At 41.6% G+C, this 18,041-nt stretch carries 15 protein-coding genes; 10 read left to right on the plus strand and 5 right to left on the minus strand.

Annotated features, from left to right (window positions below; genetic code table 11):
* Nucleotides 1-124 precede the first annotated feature (124 nt).
* Nucleotides 125-1,879, plus strand: a complete 1,755-nt coding sequence (gene menD, locus NLP_RS17100; protein ID WP_104907441.1) for a 2-succinyl-5-enolpyruvyl-6-hydroxy-3-cyclohexene-1-carboxylic-acid synthase — start codon at nt 125-127, stop codon at nt 1,877-1,879.
* A 77-nt stretch (nt 1,880-1,956) separates the two neighbouring features.
* Here the strand turns inward: menD and NLP_RS17105 are convergent, their stop codons facing one another.
* Together NLP_RS17105 and NLP_RS17110 are read right to left on the minus strand one after the other, a co-directional pair.
* Complete coding sequence (locus NLP_RS17105; protein ID WP_104907442.1) at nt 1,957-2,808, minus strand: hypothetical protein; 852 nt, start codon at nt 2,806-2,808, stop codon at nt 1,957-1,959.
* Nucleotides 2,809-3,208: 400 nt separating this feature from the next.
* A complete protein-coding gene (locus NLP_RS17110) occupies nt 3,209-4,033 on the minus strand; it encodes a DUF2887 domain-containing protein (RefSeq protein ID WP_104907443.1) in 825 nt (274 codons plus the stop codon).
* Between the two features lie 145 nt (nt 4,034-4,178).
* Between NLP_RS17110 and menB the strand changes: the two genes are divergently transcribed.
* The gene (gene menB / locus NLP_RS17115) at nt 4,179-5,012 is read left to right on the plus strand and encodes a 1,4-dihydroxy-2-naphthoyl-CoA synthase (RefSeq protein WP_104907444.1); all 834 of its coding nucleotides are present in this window, start codon (nt 4,179-4,181) and stop codon (nt 5,010-5,012) included.
* 127 nt (nt 5,013-5,139) lie between these two features.
* Here menB and NLP_RS17120 read toward each other — a convergent pair whose 3' ends face one another.
* Nucleotides 5,140-5,454, minus strand: coding sequence for a hypothetical protein (locus tag NLP_RS17120; protein ID WP_104907445.1), 315 nt, complete (start codon nt 5,452-5,454; stop codon nt 5,140-5,142).
* Nucleotides 5,455-5,881: 427 nt separating this feature from the next.
* The gene (locus NLP_RS17125) at nt 5,882-6,436 is read right to left on the minus strand and encodes a DUF721 domain-containing protein (RefSeq protein WP_104907446.1); all 555 of its coding nucleotides are present in this window, start codon (nt 6,434-6,436) and stop codon (nt 5,882-5,884) included.
* A gap of 243 nt (nt 6,437-6,679) precedes the next feature.
* On the opposite strand from NLP_RS17125, the gene NLP_RS17130 reads away from it, so the two are divergent.
* The 7 genes from NLP_RS17130 to NLP_RS17165 all read left to right on the plus strand — a co-directional run bounded on the left by NLP_RS17130 (nt 6,680) and on the right by NLP_RS17165 (nt 14,763).
* A complete protein-coding gene (locus tag NLP_RS17130; protein ID WP_104907447.1) occupies nt 6,680-8,044 on the plus strand; it encodes a hypothetical protein in 1,365 nt (454 codons plus the stop codon).
* Between the two features lie 120 nt (nt 8,045-8,164).
* On the plus strand, nt 8,165-8,917 hold the full coding sequence (locus tag NLP_RS17135) for a PspA/IM30 family protein (RefSeq protein ID WP_104907448.1): 753 nt from the start codon (nt 8,165-8,167) through the stop codon (nt 8,915-8,917).
* Between the two features lie 162 nt (nt 8,918-9,079).
* Nucleotides 9,080-9,856 (plus strand): PspA/IM30 family protein, encoded by a 777-nt coding sequence (locus NLP_RS17140; RefSeq protein ID WP_104907449.1) that lies wholly within the window; start codon nt 9,080-9,082, stop codon nt 9,854-9,856.
* Nucleotides 9,857-10,030: 174 nt separating this feature from the next.
* Complete coding sequence (locus tag NLP_RS17145; RefSeq protein WP_104907450.1) at nt 10,031-10,366, plus strand: thioredoxin family protein; 336 nt, start codon at nt 10,031-10,033, stop codon at nt 10,364-10,366.
* Between the two features lie 59 nt (nt 10,367-10,425).
* The gene (locus tag NLP_RS17150; protein WP_199784634.1) at nt 10,426-11,655 is read left to right on the plus strand and encodes an LL-diaminopimelate aminotransferase; all 1,230 of its coding nucleotides are present in this window, start codon (nt 10,426-10,428) and stop codon (nt 11,653-11,655) included.
* A gap of 509 nt (nt 11,656-12,164) precedes the next feature.
* Entirely contained in the window at nt 12,165-13,454 is a 1,290-nt protein-coding gene (locus tag NLP_RS34230; protein ID WP_234016968.1) for an NF038130 family PEP-CTERM protein, read from the plus strand.
* Nucleotides 13,455-14,340: 886 nt separating this feature from the next.
* Nucleotides 14,341-14,763: a response regulator gene (locus NLP_RS17165; RefSeq protein ID WP_104907451.1), complete on the plus strand. Its 423-nt coding sequence runs from the start codon at nt 14,341-14,343 to the stop codon at nt 14,761-14,763.
* Between the two features lie 22 nt (nt 14,764-14,785).
* On the opposite strand, the gene NLP_RS17170 is transcribed toward NLP_RS17165, so the two are convergent.
* The gene (locus NLP_RS17170; RefSeq protein ID WP_104907452.1) at nt 14,786-14,965 is read right to left on the minus strand and encodes a hypothetical protein; all 180 of its coding nucleotides are present in this window, start codon (nt 14,963-14,965) and stop codon (nt 14,786-14,788) included.
* Nucleotides 14,966-15,646: 681 nt separating this feature from the next.
* Here NLP_RS17170 and uvrC point away from each other — a divergent pair.
* Entirely contained in the window at nt 15,647-17,524 is a 1,878-nt protein-coding gene (gene uvrC / locus NLP_RS17175) for an excinuclease ABC subunit UvrC (protein ID WP_104907453.1), read from the plus strand.
* The last annotated feature ends 517 nt before the right edge of the window (nt 17,525-18,041 follow it).

The raw sequence follows: 18,041 nt of genomic DNA on the forward strand, positions 1-18,041 counted from the left end.
AGTTTGCTTGGAGATTTTCTTTCTCCGAAACTCGCGTGGCGGTGTTGGATTCCATCACCGCATTGATGGATTTTAAATTGAATTTCCCTAGACAAAATCTAAAATTTAAGATTGTTTTATAGCTATGTTTGATTTAATGTCGCTCGCCTTTAAAAATGTTAATCAACTTTGGGCTTATATTTTAACAGAGACCCTAAAGCGGTTGGGACTGACTTGTGCCATCATTTGTCCTGGATCGCGCTCTACACCCCTAGCGATCGCCTTTGCTCAACAAGCACCTGAGATTGAAGCAATTTCCATTCTCGATGAACGTTCCGCCGCCTTTTTTGCCTTGGGACAAGCTCAAGCAACCGGACGACCTGTAGTATTAGTTTGCACCTCTGGTACAGCAGGAGCAAATTTTTATTCAGCAGTCATTGAAGCCTCATATAGTCGCGTCCCATTGTTGATATTAACCACCGATAGACCTCCAGAATTGCGAGATTGTCACTCTGGGCAAACTGTAGATCAATTGAGATTATATGGAAACTACCCAAATTGGCAAACAGAGTTAGCCTTACCCTCCGCCGATCTGGGAATGCTAGCTTATCTGCGACAAACGGTAATTCATAGCTGGGAAAGAGCGCAAACTCCTACAAAGGGGCCAGTACATTTGAATATTCCCTTTCGCGATCCCTTAGCGCCTCTTCCTGATGGAACTGACTTGAGCTATTTGCAATCACAGTTTCAACCAGAAGACTTTTTCGCAGCAATAACAAACCCATGCCCCATGCTCGATGCCCAATGCCCAATGCTCAAAGAATGGAAGGAATGCGATCGCGGCATTATTATTGCAGGTGTTGCCCAACCACAGCAACCACAGGAATATTGTAGAGCGATCGCGCAACTTTCCCAAACTCTCAAATGGCCTGTGCTAGCAGAGGGACTCTCCCCAGTGAGAAATTATGCCGAACTCAACCCTTATTTAATTTCCACTTATGACCTGATTTTGCGAAATCAGCAATTAGCAAAGCAGCTAGCGCCCGAAATGGTGATTCAGGTAGGAGAAATGCCTACGAGTAAAGAACTACGTACCTGGATAAATGCAACCCAACCGCGACGCTGGGTAATTGACCCTAGTGACCAAAACCTCGACCCTTTGCATGGGAGGACGACGCATTTACGGATATCTGTAGAAGACATAAAGGTAAAGGAGAGAAATTTATCTTTCTCCTCAGACTATTTGCAGCAATGGTGTGATGCGGAAGCTAAAGTCAGGTTAGTTGTTGACCAGACGATGGGAAAAATAGATGAAATCATTGAGAGTAAAGCAGCTTGGTTAATTTCTCAGATTTTACCGCCCGGAACGCCTCTGTTTATTGCCAATAGTATGCCTGTGCGGGATGTGGAATATTTCTGGAAACCGAATAATTTAGGAGTGCGATCGCACTTTAACCGGGGTGCAAATGGCATAGATGGCACATTATCCACTGCTTTAGGAATTGCCCATCGCCAGCAAAGTAGTGTGATGTTAACGGGAGATTTGGCTCTGTTACATGACACCAATGGTTTTTTAATCCGCAATAAGTTTGTCGGACATCTGACGATTGTGTTAATCAATAATAATGGCGGTGGTATTTTTGAAATGTTACCCATCGCCAAATTTGACCCACCATTTGAAGAGTTTTTTGGTACTCCTCAGGATATTGATTTCGCTCAGTTGTGCGCTACTTATAATGTGCAGCATGAATTGATTACTTCTTGGCAGCAATTGCAACAAAGATTAAATATGCTCCCAACTCAGGGAATTCGGGTTTTAGAGTTGCAGACAAATCGCAAAGCTGATGCTAAGTGGCGACAAGAGAATTTAAGAAAGTTTGCTGCAAACATTGTAATATGAACCATTCTATTAAAGTTGGCTTAATCACGGTACATAAAATATGGTATTTAGGTGAAATTATTGTGCTGTGAATAACCTTAAAATTGGAATTCCTCTGGTTCTGAGGAGGTTATGTCCCTAAAAATCTCTCTATTAATATCAAACTCTATATTACTATCAGAATCTCCGTAGCTTACTGATACCAGCAACAGATACTGAGGCAATGTTCTATTTTGCATATCAAGTATATCCTCAAATTCATAACCTTTTATACGCTGGATTAAATCTTGGTTAAAATCTAAGTCTAATCCTCGAAAGTATCTAAATAATATTTGATAAGCCAATGGAACCGAAAATTTATATATACTACTATTTGCCTCTATTGGTAACTTCTTTCGGGCTTTATCTTGAGTAAGATAATCTGGAACTTTGTCTCTAATAATTGATTCTACTATGTGAATAGGGACAACTACTGCATGATTTTGTTTTGCAGTTGAAGGAAAAAATGAATAGTCATGAAACTTTTCAATAGATTGATTATCATATAGTAATAGCATAGGATATTGAACATTGCTGCTAATTATATTCAATTGGTTACCTTTAATCTCTTGAAACTTTCTCTTATTCTTATGTATGATTTTTGCTTCGAGAGAAGTAACTCCCTCAAAAGAACGGCTACCAGGATGCGTAATTCTTACAATAAGCCCTATATCACCAAATTTAGTTTCAGCTTTTCCAGTAAACTTATACGCTGCTGAATTAATCTTGATTGGCAATGAAGATATACCATTAATTTGAATATCACGAAATAGTTTTCTATATTCAAAAAGTATTTTTCTATTAATGTAATCTTCTGACCAATCTGAAGGATAACTATCTAATATTTGTTGGCGACAAATATTTTCTAATTCACTGTATAATGTCATAAGCGACATTTGTAAAATACCCATAATTTTGAATTTTAAATTAATAAAAATTCTATTTTTAGTTTACCCAGTTGCTTGTATAAAATTGATGAACTGTAAAAAAAGAAGAATGAGCGATCACTCTCCTTTTCTGTGTGAGATTTACCCTTTTAGTTAACCTTGTTTGTAACAACCTTTCCAAGTTCGCGATCGCAATCTCAATTCCAACAACGCCAAAACTAACGCTTCCAACTGTTCCTCAGCAATTTCGCCAAATAGTCAGTCGTTTTAACAGTCGGAGGACGAGCGATCGCACTATTTCTTCCACCGCTTCTGATATACTGGCGTGTCTGCAAATGCTTCTTCACTAAGAGAAACTTTATTTGTAGCCATAATTATTTTACGGAGTGCGATCGCCCTTCTTCTGTGCATCTCTGGGTGAAACTTACCCGCTTACTTCACCTTGTAACCATCCTGACAAATCAGCAAGAGTAGAGAAATCCAACAACGCATCACCTAAAGCTTCTAACTCTTCCACCGATAACCCTTGAATCTGGGACAGCAGCGCATCAGGAATATTACCCACCCGCCGATTTAATTGTCGTAAAACGATCGTTCTTTCTCCTTCTTCCTTCGCTTCCCGAATAGCCCGTGGTTCTTCCAAATTCAGTCCCAACATCGCTTGAATCTCCTCTCGACTAAGGTTAGAAAACTTGTAGACGATAATCGTCGTCACCAAATCAATTATCGCTTGCTCCGACTGTTGCCGTGCTTGCTCCAGTAAAAACCGCGCCCCTTCCACTGCTTCTGTTTCAGAAGTAACATTTGTCAGCAACATCAAACCCAATCCCAAAGGTTGTTGTCGCAAATCCCCCAACTCATCCAGATAAACCCGCCTGACTTGACCACTTTCCAACAAAGCGCGGTGAATCGAAGAGGAAGAAGGTTCCAGGCTGCGAGAGCCAAAAATTATTACCCCAAACCAGTCATCGTAACGGATAGAGTGGCGGTAGAGAAACAAAAACAATTCACTAAAGAAGCGGTGATATAAGTCTTCGTCCTTCTGAAACTGCACTTCAGCAAAAAAGACGGTTTTGGAAACTGCATTCGCGGGAGGTAAAAACACTCCATCAATCCGAAACGCCGTTTCTTTCACTTCAACTGATTCAAACTGGTAGTTTTCCGCTTCTGCGGGTGGTTCATCTACTAATTCAAACAGCAAACCGGGAAATTGCTTAAATAATTTATAGAAGATGGTGTCACGTCGCATTTTTATTCCTCAACACCCAGACAATTACCCGATTGTAAAGGCTTGAGACACCAATTTATTTTAGCGTAGGCGTAGCCCACCGCAGGTATCGCATGTCCCTACGTCCGCGATAAAATTCTCAAGCACAACAGCGCACTCCATACCAATGCAAATTAACTGGCAAACCGCCAAAACCTACGAAGACATCCTGTATCAAAAAACTGATGGCATTGCGAAAATTACCATCAACCGTCCCCATAAACGCAATGCTTTTCGTCCTGAAACCGTTTTTGAACTGTACGACGCTTTCTGTAATGCTCGTGAAGATACTACTATTGGTGTTGTCCTATTTACTGGTTATGGTCCACACACTGATGGCAAATATGCCTTCTGTTCTGGTGGCGATCAAAGCGTGCGGGGACATGCGGGTTATCTGGATGATACTGGCATCCCTCGGTTGAATGTACTGGACTTACAACGGCTGATTCGTTCGATGCCGAAAGTGGTGATTGCCCTTGTCGCCGGATATGCGATCGGTGGTGGACATGTCCTACATTTAATTTGCGACCTTACCATTGCTGCCGATAACGCCATTTTTGGACAGACTGGCCCGAAAGTCGGCAGTTTCGATGGTGGTTTTGGAGCCAGCTATCTCGCCCGCGTTGTGGGACAAAAAAAAGCTAGAGAAATTTGGTTTCTCTGCCGCCAATATGATGCACAACAAGCGCTAGAAATGGGCTTAATTAATTGCGTTGTCCCAGTCGAACAACTAGAAACTGAAGGGGTTCAATGGGCGCAGGAGATTTTAGAAAAAAGTCCGATCGCAATTCGGTGTCTCAAAGCCGCGTTCAACGCTGATTGTGACGGACAAGCTGGTTTACAAGAACTCGCTGGCAATGCCACCCTACTCTATTACATGACAGAAGAAGGGTCTGAGGGCAAACAAGCCTTTCTCGAAAAGCGTCCACCAGATTTTCGCTCTTTTCCTTGGTTGCCTTAGAATTGCAAAAATCGCACCCTTTAGTGAGGTGCGATTTTTATATATATCAACTTTTACAGCACTAAAAATCTTAAAAACAAATCTTATTTTAAGTAGACTACAAACTCAGTTCAGTAATAATGGATGACTAAATAACCACTGCTTTAGTCTTTACCTGTTCAGGTATGGAAGCAGTTATTTCCTCTAGAGGGGCAAGAGCAGTATTGTCTAAATCTGAGGCTAGAGATTGACAAGATGTTAAAACTGGGGCTGCATCTGGCAAACCCCAAGCATCCTCCAAGGTTTCCCAAGAAGGTGCAAAAGGTGGGAGCGCCAAAGAGCAAGCCTTCCAAGTCGCTTGAACTGGTGCGCCCAACTGCTGGCACGTTCCACCACGGCGACCTTCTGGCTGGTAATGACGGCAATATTTGCAGGCAGATGCTAAAAATTTAATAGGTTTCATTTGGATTCATCTTTAGTGCCGTTTCTGGCTGAATTTCACCCTTCTATTTTGCTTCTATATATAAATACGGATAAGAGCCAAAAAGTCATTATTTTATCTAGGTTTCAGCGATCCCAAGGAAAAAATAAACTTCAGGATATTTTTATAATCTTGTTATATATTTAAATAATCCTTAAAGCGGTTGCATATAGATATCGTCTAAAACTTATTAGGGATCAAGACTAAAACCAAAGCTTTTGATTTAGTTAGCCTTTTAATTTCCTCCTTAAGCCATCCTTAAGGCATAGAATTGCAAATAAATAGTCTGCTTTACATCCCACGTTCGGCATATTTTAACTACTAAAATATGTTTTTTATCCAGAATCAAAACTATTTTATGTGATAGCAGCAAGTTTGTCAGGATAAATTCTGCTCAAAGAATAATCGCTCAACTATTTTGCTTTGAAAACTGTTTAGCAGCACAGACAGAACAGACTTCCCAGCGCTGGAGTTCACCGGGTGGGGTGGGAGATTGACATTGGGGACAAAGGGGTAAGCCATGCGATCGCGATCGCATGATCTTCGTCCAATGTCCAAAAGCGGCATTCACATCCTTAGTGGGTGTAGCATCAGGGCGGTTAATCTCATCACCAAGGTAACTGGGATGCTCATGGGGCGAAACCGATTGTTGCTCTTTTCTTTCCACCAACGGATTCTGCCAGCCAGCAGTAGAGAAGCGAATATCAACCAAAGGCGTTGGCAGCTTTTTATTCAACTTTAAAAGTAGAGATGTGCGACCAAAAGTCAGGTTTTGCGCCCAAGCAGCACTAGAAGTTGCTACCGACAAAACATCGCGCTGAATCGACAATGGTCGAGTATTTGCGGCAACCACTGGCCCAACAACTTCTGCCCAACACTTGAGCAGGCGTTGAAATGGCTGCTCCTGCCATTTGGCCTGCTTTTCCAGAATCCTTAAAAGATCATTAATTGATTTCAACGACATTATTCAAAGTGGGGAGTGGGAAAGTGGAAAGCAGGGGAGCAGAAGAGGCAGGGGAGACAAGGGGACAAGGGAGACAAAGAGGAATTCAATTATTGAACAAGTCTCTTCCCCTCTTCTTCGTCAACCTTGTCTCTTCTCCATGCCCAATGCCCACTCTATCTATTTAAATAATTTCCGCTACTATTGTCACAAAATATATCTAAAAGTTGATTCTAGTAATCTACACTTTGAGGCACAAAAGCAATGACTCAAAAACCCCTGAACGACTCCAGTACTCATCAATCGTCTAAAACACCTGGGTTGAAACCAGTACTAGCAGCAGCACTAGCAAGTTTAGAAGTGCCGCTAGATCAAGAGTTAGCTCGATACCGACGCACGCGAACTGGTTTGGTGTCATCGAACCAGTCCCGTGTTGCAAGTTACATGAGCGGACAACCCCAACCGTTAACTGCCATTCCGACAACATTGGGCGCAACTCAGTCATCAGCAACGGAAATTAAAACCAACGTACCCCCTGCATCTGTACCCGTGAATTCTGAGATGAACCCAGCGCCAACTACGGCAAAAATTGATGTACCACCCGCATCTGTCGCTATGAATCCTGAGATGAACCCAGCACCAGCTACGGCAAAAATTGAGGAACTGAATAATCTTAATGTGTCCTCCACATCCAATGCAGCTAAAACACAAACTCAACTTCCACCACCCCCACCCAACTTTAGTAGCAGCATCGTGCCAGCAATCGTTAAAAATACTAAAAGCGAAAATCACTTGCAGCCAGATGATAGCCCCAAGCACCCAGATGACTATTTAGAATCTAGTGAAGCATTGTTGCGAAGTCTGACAGAAGAACAACCAGAAACCAAAAAACCAAGCAATTCTAGCGACAGTCTGCTATCACCTTTGGGTATTGGCTCTATGTTACTGCTATTAGTTGCGAGTCTTACCTTGGGTTATGTAGTCTTCAATCCTAAAAGCTTACCACAATGGAATTTAGGCAATTTGTTTAACGGCAACTCCTCTCCCACACCAGAAAATACTGAGGAAGTTGGGAGTAATGCCCAACCTCAAATCCAGCCACCAAGCACATCTATACCTAAATATCCCAATCTAGCTACTGAAGAGTTTCCTGAAGTAAGAGATCCCAATGATGTAGTTGGCTTAAAACCCAAAGTCCAACCAACCCCCGCAGTAGTGCCTAATCCAGTTGTTCCTCAAAACCCCGCAAATCCTCAAGCGCCATTGCTTAACCCCAATACAGCCCTAAAACCGACCAATCCGATCGCTTTAGCACCAGTACCGACGCTACGATCCTTGCCTCCCCTAAATTCACCTCCCACTTCACCGACAAAAACCTCGCCCAAGGCAATTGCAACCTCACCAAAGCCAGATGCAGAAATCAAACCAGGAACAGATGGGTTCTATCATGTGGTGATAGATAATAAAGGGGCGACTTTTGCCTCAGCACAACAAGTAATTCCTGATGCTTATTTATCGCCCAACAAAGAATTGATTTATCTGGGTGCTTTTAAAACTAAAGAGCAAGTAAAACAACAGATGAAACTGTTACAAGCGAAGGGAATCAAGGCACGAGTTCAGCAGCCATAAATTGCAAAAATCTACGATACCATGAGATAACAGTCGTGAGTGATTGAGTGCTGTTAGCACTCAGCACTCAGCACTCAGCACTCAGCACTCAGAACTGGATTTCGTGAATGGAGAGCCGACATGGAATTAATCAAGCGTATCCTGCGGGTGATTCGCGCTAATCTCAATAGTTTGGTCGGTGGTGCAGAAGATCCAGAAAAGATTTTGGAGCAAGCTGTCCTGGAAATGCAGGAAAATCTGGTGCAGTTGCGGCAGGGTGTAGCACAAGCGATCGCTACTCAGAAACGTACTGAACGACAAGCAGCGGCTGCCCAGTCTCAAACGGAAGAATGGTATCGTCGCGCTCAATTGGCCCTGCAACAAGGCAACGAACCTCTAGCACGCGAAGCTTTGACTAGGCGCCAAGCCTATAAAGAAACCACTACAGCCCTCTTTTCGCAGATAGAGCAGCAAAACGAGATAGTCGCTAGGCTCAAAAAGGATATGCGATCGCTAGAGTTAAAAATTTCCGAGGCGAAAACTAAAAAAGATATGTATATTGCCCGCGCCCGTTCTGCTGAAGCGTCTTATCGCCTCCAAGAAATGCTCGGCGGAGTTTCTGCTACTAGCAGTCTGAGTGCCTTTGAGCGTATGGAAGAAAAAGTTTCACAGATAGAAGCTCAATCAGAAGCCATAGCTCAACTTAGTAGCGACGACTTGGAAACACAATTTACTTCTTTGGAATCTAATGATGTAGATACCGAATTAGCAGCGATGAAGGTGCAGGTTTTCAAGCAGTCAGAAAACACACAGCACAACAGTCTCCTTATTGAGGAGAGCCAAAAGACAGGGCAGCCTACTCAACAGCAGTTACCCAAAACTCAGGATTCTTGAAGTTCCACTAATTAGCCTAGTTTGGCGATATCTTAACAATTAAGAGTTGTTAGGAGGTACTGATTCAAACTGGAAAGATTACATTGAAATAGGTAGCTATAAAAAAGTAAAAAAGCTAACTGTCCAAGAAAAAGCGTAAATCACACAAGGAAAAACAAAGTTATGGGATTATTCGATCGCATTAAGCGAGTAGTTAGTTCTAACCTCAACGACCTGGTTAACAAAGCCGAAGACCCCGAAAAAATGCTAGAGCAAGCCATCCTGGAAATGCAGGAAGACTTGGTGCAGCTGCGTCAGGGAGTAGCACAGACGATCGCCGCCCAAAAACGCAGTGAGAAACAGTACAATGATGCCCAAAATGAAATCAATAAGTGGCAACGCAATGCCCAACTGGCACTGCAAAAAGGTGATGAGAACTTAGCACGACAAGCTCTAGAGCGCAAGAAAACTTATACTGACACCAGCACAGCGCTGAAAGCTAGTTTAGATACGCAAAGTACTCAAGTTGACACCCTCAAGCGCAACTTAATCCAGCTGGAAAGCAAGATTTCTGAAGCTAAAACCAAGAAAGAAATGCTCAGAGCTAGAATCACCACTGCCAAAGCCCAAGAGCAACTCCAAGGTATGGTGCGTGGGATGAATACCAGCAGTGCAATGTCTGCCTTCGAGCGGATGGAAGAAAAAGTCTTGATGCAAGAATCCCGGGCCCAGGCACTAGGAGAGTTGGCAGGTGCAGATTTAGAAACCCAATTTGCCCAGTTGGAAGGTGGTAGTGATGTTGATGATGAATTGGCAGCTTTGAAAGCACAAATGCTACCACCGGCTACTCCACAAAGTCAACCCCAACTGCCACCGCAACAACAAACTACTGCTCCTAAATCTAATGAGGTGGTTGATGCCGAATTAGATTCCCTACGCAAGCAATTGGATCAACTGTAAAATTGACAGAAAACTTATTTAAGCTAGTCCCACACCTGTTGGCTGTGGGATTTTACGTCATAAGTCAATAGTTAACAATCCTAATAACTATGAATTATTGATTATGGACTATTGACGACTTTGGGATAAAGTATTGTGTGTGCCAACTTCGATCGCCACCTGATGGAGACTGCAATGAGTAAGGCTGTAATCACCATAACCGATGCTGAGTTTGAAACCGAAGTGTTAAAAGCCGAGCAGCCTGTATTAGTTTATTTTTGGGCTTCCTGGTGTGGGCCTTGTCAATTGATGTCGCCCGCGATTAACTCAGCTGCCAGCGAATATAGCGATCGCCTCAAAGTCGTTAAAATGGAAATTGACCCCAACCCACTCACTGTTAAGCAGTATCAAGTGGAAGGTGTACCCGCCCTCAGACTATTTCAAGACCAGGAGGTTTTGATATCCACCGAGGGAGTCATCGGCAAAGAGAAATTATTTGCTCTCCTAGATACCCACTTAAATAGTAATTAGTCAATAGTTCATAGTTCATAGCAAATGACCAATGACCAATGACCAATGACTAATGACTAATGACTAACATACAGTTTGCAAAACGTTTACAACCCCTAAAATCGAATGTATTTGCTGATATGGACAGAGCCAAGGCAATCGCTTTGGCCGCTGGCCGAGAGGTAATTGATTTATCCTTGGGGTCTTCTGATTTACCAGCCGAGGCACACGTTATTGAGGCGATCGCTCAGTCTCTTAGCGATCGCAGTACCCACGGCTATCTGTTGTTTAACGGTACCCAAGGATTTCGTGAAGCCGCAGCCAACTGGTACGAACAAAAATTTGGCATCAGAGTCGATGCTCAAACTGAGGTACTACCTCTGATTGGTTCTCAGGAAGGCACAGCCCATTTACCCCTAGCAATACTCAATCCAGGAGATTTTGCCCTGTTGCTCGATCCAGGTTATCCTTCCCATGCTGGAGGAGTGTACCTAGCCAGTGGTCAAATCTACCCGATGCCACTACTGGCAGAAAATGGTTTTTTACCAGTGTTTGCTGATATTCCTGCCCCAGTCTTGGCTCAGTCGCGGATGATGGTATTAAGTTATCCTCATAATCCCACCGCTGCGATCGCACCTTTATCTTTCTTCCAAGAAGCTGTCGCCTTCTGTCAGCAGCACAATCTCGTGTTGGTTCACGATTTCCCTTACGTAGATTTGGTATTTGGGGAAACTGGAGACTGGGGAAAAGGGAGTAGGGGAGAATCACTAATGCTCAATGCCCCATCCCTAGTCCCGTCAATTCTGCAAGCCGATCCAGAGAAAAGCGTCTCGATTGAATTTTTCACCCTTTCCAAGTCCTACAATATGGGCGGCTTCCGTATTGGCTATGCTATCGGTAATGCCCAGTTAATTAACGCCTTACGCCAGGTAAAAGCTGCGGTTGATTTTAATCAGTATAGGGGAATTTTGAATGGTGCGATCGCTGCCCTAACTGGCCCTCAAGCTGGCGTAAAATCTGCTGTCAACACCTTCCAGACGCGGCGTGATGCTTTCATCAGTGCTTTACATCGCATTGGCTGGAATGTTCCCACTCCCCAAGCCACAATGTACATCTGGGCAAAATTACCCTCCCCTTGGAGTGAAAACTCTATAGAATTTTGTACCCAGCTAGTCAAACAAACTGGTGTAGCAGTTTCTCCTGGTGCTGGCTTTGGCAAATCTGGAGAGGGGTATATCCGTTTTGCCTTAGTGCATGAGCCACCTTTGTTAGAAATTGCTGTAGAAAGAATGGCTGAGTTTCTTCATTAAATTTCTTCTCAAGCTGAACACCAAGGATTTTTGGTGGCAAAGTTTACCTATAGAACACGCGGTAGGGGCGCACATTTGTGCATCCCTAGCAATCACCGCATTGTACAGAAATTAAACACATTTGAATGTCACTTTTACAGCACTTCCGGCAGCTATGAGGTACATCCTCAAAGCTGAAAGCCATGCTAGGAGAGAGGCAAGAAGAAAAACTGTATTGCATAATAGCGGTAAGTGCTGTTTAATTACGTAAAATACGTAATTAAACGTATAAAACTATCAAAATATTCTTCATCTTTTTATTGATAATCAGCAGTAACTTTACCCAATCAGGTCTCCCCGTTTCTTAAACTGGGTTTGTACGCTCAGATACCAAACACGGCTAACAATGCAGGTCGTGCTTTTAAGCAGCTGTATTGCCAAAAAGCCTGTAGTCAAGACAGCCCAAGCCTAAAAACGGCAGTAATTTAAAACTTAATTTCCAAACTGACAGAGACTTGAAAATAATGAAAATGACTTTTCAGAAACTTGTAATTGGTGCTTCAATGGCCGTTGGTGTGAGCGCTCTTGCCACTGCTCCAGCACACGCTACATCCTTTGACTTCAATAATACAGGAGAAATTAATACTTATACTGGTGGCTCAAATGGTACCTTTATCAAAGGAAATGCACAAGGTGGTACTAAAGCTGCCATCAAAGCTTTGACAGATAACGATTCTAGCTCTAACGTCGAGCTTTGGTATAGTAGCGAAACTCCAGATTCTAACGTTGGCTTCACCGCCACAAAAGGAAGCTATAAAGCCACCGTTAGCAGCGTCACTGCTAATGACTGGAATAGTTTTGGTTCGCAATGGCTAGGCGATTTATTGAGTAGCTACACACCATTTCAATCAGTTTGGAACGGGTTTTCAGCTGAGAGCAAATCACTAGTAACTAGTTATTTTCCTTCCTTGGGAATGGGAGATCCGAACATTGGTGGTTTCCAATTCGGTCAAAATGGCGGTGTGGAACTGAAGTTGGTTGGTCACTTGGATGTAAAGACTAAACTTGCAACAACTATTTCCACTAAGGTTGATGAAAAGTGGAATGCAATAAAATCACAGTTTCCTCAACAAACAACTCAACCAACCCTTTCGCAACTTGAAAGTTCAATTCCACAACTACAAACACAACTCAACGCAATTCCAGGACAGATTACAACACTGCAAACACAACTCAACGCAATTCCAGGACAAATTACGACACTGCAAACACAACTCAACGCAATTCCAGGACAGATTACCACACTGCAAACACAACTCAGCGCAATTCCTAATATTCCAGCCAATCAAGCAAAAAGGCAATCACTGACAAGTCAAATCTCTCAACTGAATACTCTCAAAAATCAGACACTGCCAGGTCAAATTTCTCAACTGAATACTCTCAAAAATCAGCTACCAGGTCAAATTTCTCAACTGAATACTCTCAAAAATCAGTTACCAGGTCAAATCTCTCAACTCACATCATTTAAAGATGTACTGACTCTACAAGCTGCATTAAATGCATATCAAGGTGAAATTGCGGCTAGTGAAATTGCTAAGGTAGTTACTGGTGGTCAAACTTACTATGCCTATAGCTTTAACCCCACTGCATCCGGTATTACTGCTTCTGATGATGGTGTATCTTACAGTGCGATTTATACTTGGACAATACCTAAGTATGTTTCTCCATCCTCAGTACCAGAACCCTCAGTAGTATTTGGTATTTTAGGTGTTGCTGGTATCTTTGCTACACAACGCAAGTTAAAAAAAATCTCTGGTTGAAACTCCGGTTTCCATTCCAAAAAATAAGTAAGGGAGCAAAATTGCTCCTTTTTTTTCTTACAAACTTTTAATATTTTTTCTGTATTATTAAACTTATTCGCAAATGACTATCAAAGCCTTGTACAGCAGGGATAAAAACCTAATTTTCTGATCGGTCTATTGTAGTTACTTATGGTCAAACCTACTACGCTTACACCTATAACCCCACTGTGTCATGAATTACAGCCTCTGATGAGCAACAATAGTTCCAGAAAGAACCATCAGTAATGTTCGGTTTGCTGGCGTCTTTATAACGAACACAATGCTAATTTAAAAAAGCATCTATTCAAAATTGTGGGTTCAAAACTACAAATAAGTAAGGGAACTGTTATATTAGCTCCCTTTTTTGATGAATATTTTATTGCAGTTAGAAAATAATTTAATCTTCTAGGTTATACTGTTTCTAAAAATACTTGCAACAAATAAATCGGTTGCAAGATTTTATATCTGTATACCCCTACCAACTTTATTTGTTTGCAATATGGATCTCGTACACTGGTATTACTTACCCTCACATCTTTAAGAAGGGCAATTCCCATAATATTAGTTTCAGTATTACTTAAGTAGTTTTACTCATAAAATTTAGGTAATTAAATTTGTAAAAAAGATGTTAACTTAATACTCAAAATTATAAAGTAATCGTAAAAAAAGCTTAAATTTTGATGTATTTATATTTAATGATACTATCATTTAAGTATTGTAATGTAGCTATATTTAATTGATTCAGATACTAAATTAGATTACATAAGTACAATTTTTATTTGGTTCACTGTTTAAATGCACTACTGTTTTAGTTTATGGTAATAACTATTGGTTTTTAATTAAGATAATCAGATAATAGGTAGCAATGACAGTACAATTACTCAATATAGATCAGCCATTGCAGTCACACAAAGTTAGACGAATTTTACTAGTTGAAGACCATGACCTCAATCGGATGTTATTTAGTGACTATCTAAGTTACTATGGGTACGAAGTCCAAAGTTTATCAGAAGGCTCTGCTTTTTTCTCAACCATAGATAAATTCAAGCCAGATTTAATGTTATTGGACTTGAAATTGCCCGATATTGACGGTTATTCACTCTTAAAACAAGTCCAGCAAAAACCTGATTTGTCAAAAATACCGATCATTGTGGTTTCAGCTTTTGCTTTTAAAGCAGATCAAGAACTAGCTCTGAGTTTAGGCGCACGTAAATATTTTGTCAAACCTTTAATACTCAAGGATCTCATCCTTGCAATTGAAGAACAGTTTATTTGTCGCCACAGATAAGCTTTCTTTACTAGGCGTGTATTTATTTCGCTTTTTGGTCAGCAATAAACTCTTCAACGCGCTCACTAAGAGTTTGTACAGAACTGCCAATTGTTAAAATTTTCTGTTGTACTTGCGCTAATAATAAAACTGCTGTTTGCAGTTCATTGAGAGTTTCAGCCATAGCCTCACGATACTGGACTTCAAAATCTTGTAAATTCATTGTTTAGCTCTCTTTTTAAATTATCATAATAACTATATTCTCAATCATAATCATAAATTTAACTGACTCAATCCGTTAATTCGCTTAATGTTATAAATTCAATAAATAAACATAAATAGTGTCAAAACATTAAGATTTTATTTTATGTTTATACAAGTGATATACTTAATACATTGCTTATTAATAACAAATACAAATGAAGATAAAAATATTATTATCCAATCTAAAATATAAAGTTTCAGAGAATAAAGTATCATCAATTGAAAAATGTTAATTATAGATTCAAAAAATCAAGTTTTTATTCTGACAGTAGCAGCCAATGACTAAGGTCGCAGCTAGACAAAGTATCGTCTGCTCAAAAAAAATTGTGATGTGATGCTTGCAGTAAATTTTTTGGCAAGCCTCTAGCCTGGAAGCCGACCCACCGCCAAAGAAGTGTCTACAGCAGACTTCTTCTTTGTACAAACTAAAAGCCTGATGATTTGAGAGTACTGTCAGCAGTAGCGGGGCGGTGAGCCAGTGCTGAGTTAGAAGTTATTATACTCCCCCAGTTCCTCTTTCATCTGTTGTGGTGTGTACCACTCATGACAGCTACTTTATATTTACTTGATAAATAATTTGTGAAATCGGCACGAAAAAATAATTTTTCTTAAAATAGAGAAAGATTACCTAATTTTGGTTGTGACAATATCAACTCAAATATTACCACTGGTTAAAGAACCAGAACGATTAGAAAACCGTCTAGCCGAAATTCCACCGGAACCGGGGGTTTATTTCATGCGGGACGGGAGCGACCGCATTATCTATATAGGTAAATCGCGTAAGTTGCGATCGCGTGTCCGTTCCTATTTCCGGGATGGCTACAACAAAAGTGAACGTATCGCCACGATGGTCAAGTTGGTGACAGAAATTGAATTCATCGTCACTGATACTGAAGCCGAAGCTTTAGCGCTAGAAGCCAATTTGATCAAGCAGCACCAGCCATACTTTAACGTGTTGCTCAAAGATGATAAAAAATATCCCTATCTCTGCATTACTTGGTCAGAAGATTATCCGCGAATTTTTATTACCCGTAAACGCCAATTCGGTAAAGAAAAGGATAAATTTTACGGGCCTTATACTGATGCTGGTTTATTACGAGAAATTGTCCGCATCTGCAAGCGCATTTTTCCACAGCGACAACGACCTCAACCACTTTTTAAAGACCGTCCTTGCTTGAATTTTGATTTAGGGCGTTGTCCTGGTGTGTGTCAACAGATGATTTCACCAGAAGAATATCGCAAAATTGTGCAAAAAATAGCGATGGTCTTTCAAGGTCGAACTCAGGAACTGATTGATATTTTGACCCAACAGATGAACGCAGCAGCTGAGAACTTGAACTTTGAGTCAGCGGCGCGAATTCGCGATCAAATTTCTGGGTTAAAGTCGCTGACAGCCGACCAAAAAGTTTCCTTACCAGATGATACAGTTTCGCGGGATGCGATCGCACTGGCAGCCGACGAACAGCACGCCTGTATTCAACTATTCCAGATTCGGGCTGGGCAATTGGTAGGACGTTTAGCCTTTGTGGCTGATGCTCACGCGGAACCAGGAGCTATTTTACAACGAGCTTTAGAGGAACATTACCAAACTGCTGATTCCGTAGAAATACCTTTAGAGATTTTGGTACAGCATGATTTACCAGATGCGGAGATATTAGCTGATGTTTTAACTCAACGTAAAGGCAAAAAAGTCACGATTTTGACTCCTTTGCGGCAAACTAAGGCAGAATTAATAGAGATGGTAGAGCGAAATGCTCAGTATGAATTGCAAAGAATGCAGAAGTTTGGCGATCGCAATCACCAAGCAATGCAAGATTTAGCCGCCATCCTCGATTTACCAGATGTACCCCACCGCATCGAAGGTTATGACATTTCCCATATTCAAGGGTCAAATGCTGTGGCTTCGCAAGTTGTGTTTATCGACGGATTACCCGCAAAACAGCATTATCGCCACTACAAAATTAAAAATCCCACTGTGACGGCGGGACATTCAGATGATTTTGCTAGTCTTGCTGAAGTCATCCAGCGGCGGTTTCGCAAGTATGCGGAAGATCAGCAATTAGCACGTTTGGGTAATCCTGACTGGCCTGATTTAATCATGATTGATGGTGGTAAAGGTCAGTTATCATCGGTTGTCGCCGTTTTGCAAGAGATGAATTTATTAGAAGACTTGCGAGTTGTAAGTTTAGCAAAGCAGCGAGAAGAGATTTTTTTACCAGGAGAATCTAAACCCTTAACAACTGATGCAGAACAACCAGGGGTACAGTTGTTGCGGCGGCTGCGGGATGAAGCGCATCGGTTTGCAGTGAGTTTCCATCGTCAGCAGCGCAGTGATAAATTGAAGCGATCGCGTTTAGATGAAATTCCTGGTTTAGGACATCATCGCCAAAAGCAGCTACTAGGGCATTTTCGCTCAGTTGATTATATTCGGCAAGCAACGACCACACAACTTGCTGAAGTAGCAGGAATTGGGCCGCGTTTGGCTCAAGAAATTTACGATTATTTTCATCCTGCTTGAAGTGACAACTCCCATTGTCACTTTTAACTGGGGATTGGGGACTAGTAGCGCAAGGCGGAATTAAAAATTAAAAATGAATACAGCGTAAGCGTTTCATTGATTTGGAATGGGTGGTTTATAGCGCTTATTGTTTGCGTGAGGTACACCCGTAGGGGCACGGCACTGCCGTGCCCCTACGGGTGTACCTCACGATATAATTTTGTACCGCATCTGAATGGGAACCGCTATATTTACGCCGTGTTGTACTAGGGACTGAGTAATGGGAAGGTAGTGAGCCTTCATAACGGTTCTCGTTTACGTGAGGTACACCCGTAAACGAGAATTACTACAAGCGAAAACTTTAGTGCGTACTAAACAGATATATTCCTATAAGTTCTTTCCAAGATGTCAAAAACAGACCAGTTATCAAAAGGATGCTAGATTTTGCTCTACTAAGATTCGGGTTTAATTACTGCCATTGGAGAGAACTTTAAGCGGCTCCCGAAGTTTCAACCAAAGAAAGCCGCTCCCCATAAAG

Origin of the sequence: Nostoc sp. 'Lobaria pulmonaria (5183) cyanobiont', from assembly GCF_002949795.1 — a bacterium.
In the GTDB taxonomy this organism is placed as follows: Bacteria; Cyanobacteriota; Cyanobacteriia; order Cyanobacteriales; family Nostocaceae; genus Nostoc.

Bases quoted from the DNA above. Each gene is read 5' to 3' on its own strand.
- NLP_RS17140 (WP_104907449.1), top strand. From the start codon at position 9,080: ATGGGATTATTCGATCGCATTAAGCGAGTAGTTAGTTCTAACCTCAAC.
- NLP_RS17105 (WP_104907442.1), bottom strand. From the start codon at position 2,808: ATGGGTATTTTACAAATGTCGCTTATGACATTATACAGTGAATTAGAA.
- NLP_RS17165 (WP_104907451.1), top strand. From the start codon at position 14,341: ATGACAGTACAATTACTCAATATAGATCAGCCATTGCAGTCACACAAA.
- NLP_RS17125 (WP_104907446.1), bottom strand. From the start codon at position 6,436: ATGTCGTTGAAATCAATTAATGATCTTTTAAGGATTCTGGAAAAGCAG.
- NLP_RS34230 (WP_234016968.1), top strand. From the start codon at position 12,165: ATGACTTTTCAGAAACTTGTAATTGGTGCTTCAATGGCCGTTGGTGTG.
- NLP_RS17130 (WP_104907447.1), top strand. From the start codon at position 6,680: ATGACTCAAAAACCCCTGAACGACTCCAGTACTCATCAATCGTCTAAA.
- NLP_RS17170 (WP_104907452.1), bottom strand. From the start codon at position 14,965: ATGAATTTACAAGATTTTGAAGTCCAGTATCGTGAGGCTATGGCTGAA.
- NLP_RS17120 (WP_104907445.1), bottom strand. From the start codon at position 5,454: ATGAAACCTATTAAATTTTTAGCATCTGCCTGCAAATATTGCCGTCAT.
- NLP_RS17145 (WP_104907450.1), top strand. From the start codon at position 10,031: ATGAGTAAGGCTGTAATCACCATAACCGATGCTGAGTTTGAAACCGAA.
- menD (WP_104907441.1), top strand. From the start codon at position 125: ATGTTTGATTTAATGTCGCTCGCCTTTAAAAATGTTAATCAACTTTGG.
- NLP_RS17135 (WP_104907448.1), top strand. From the start codon at position 8,165: ATGGAATTAATCAAGCGTATCCTGCGGGTGATTCGCGCTAATCTCAAT.
- NLP_RS17150 (WP_199784634.1), top strand. From the start codon at position 10,426: ATGACTAACATACAGTTTGCAAAACGTTTACAACCCCTAAAATCGAAT.
- NLP_RS17110 (WP_104907443.1), bottom strand. From the start codon at position 4,033: ATGCGACGTGACACCATCTTCTATAAATTATTTAAGCAATTTCCCGGT.
- menB (WP_104907444.1), top strand. From the start codon at position 4,179: ATGCAAATTAACTGGCAAACCGCCAAAACCTACGAAGACATCCTGTAT.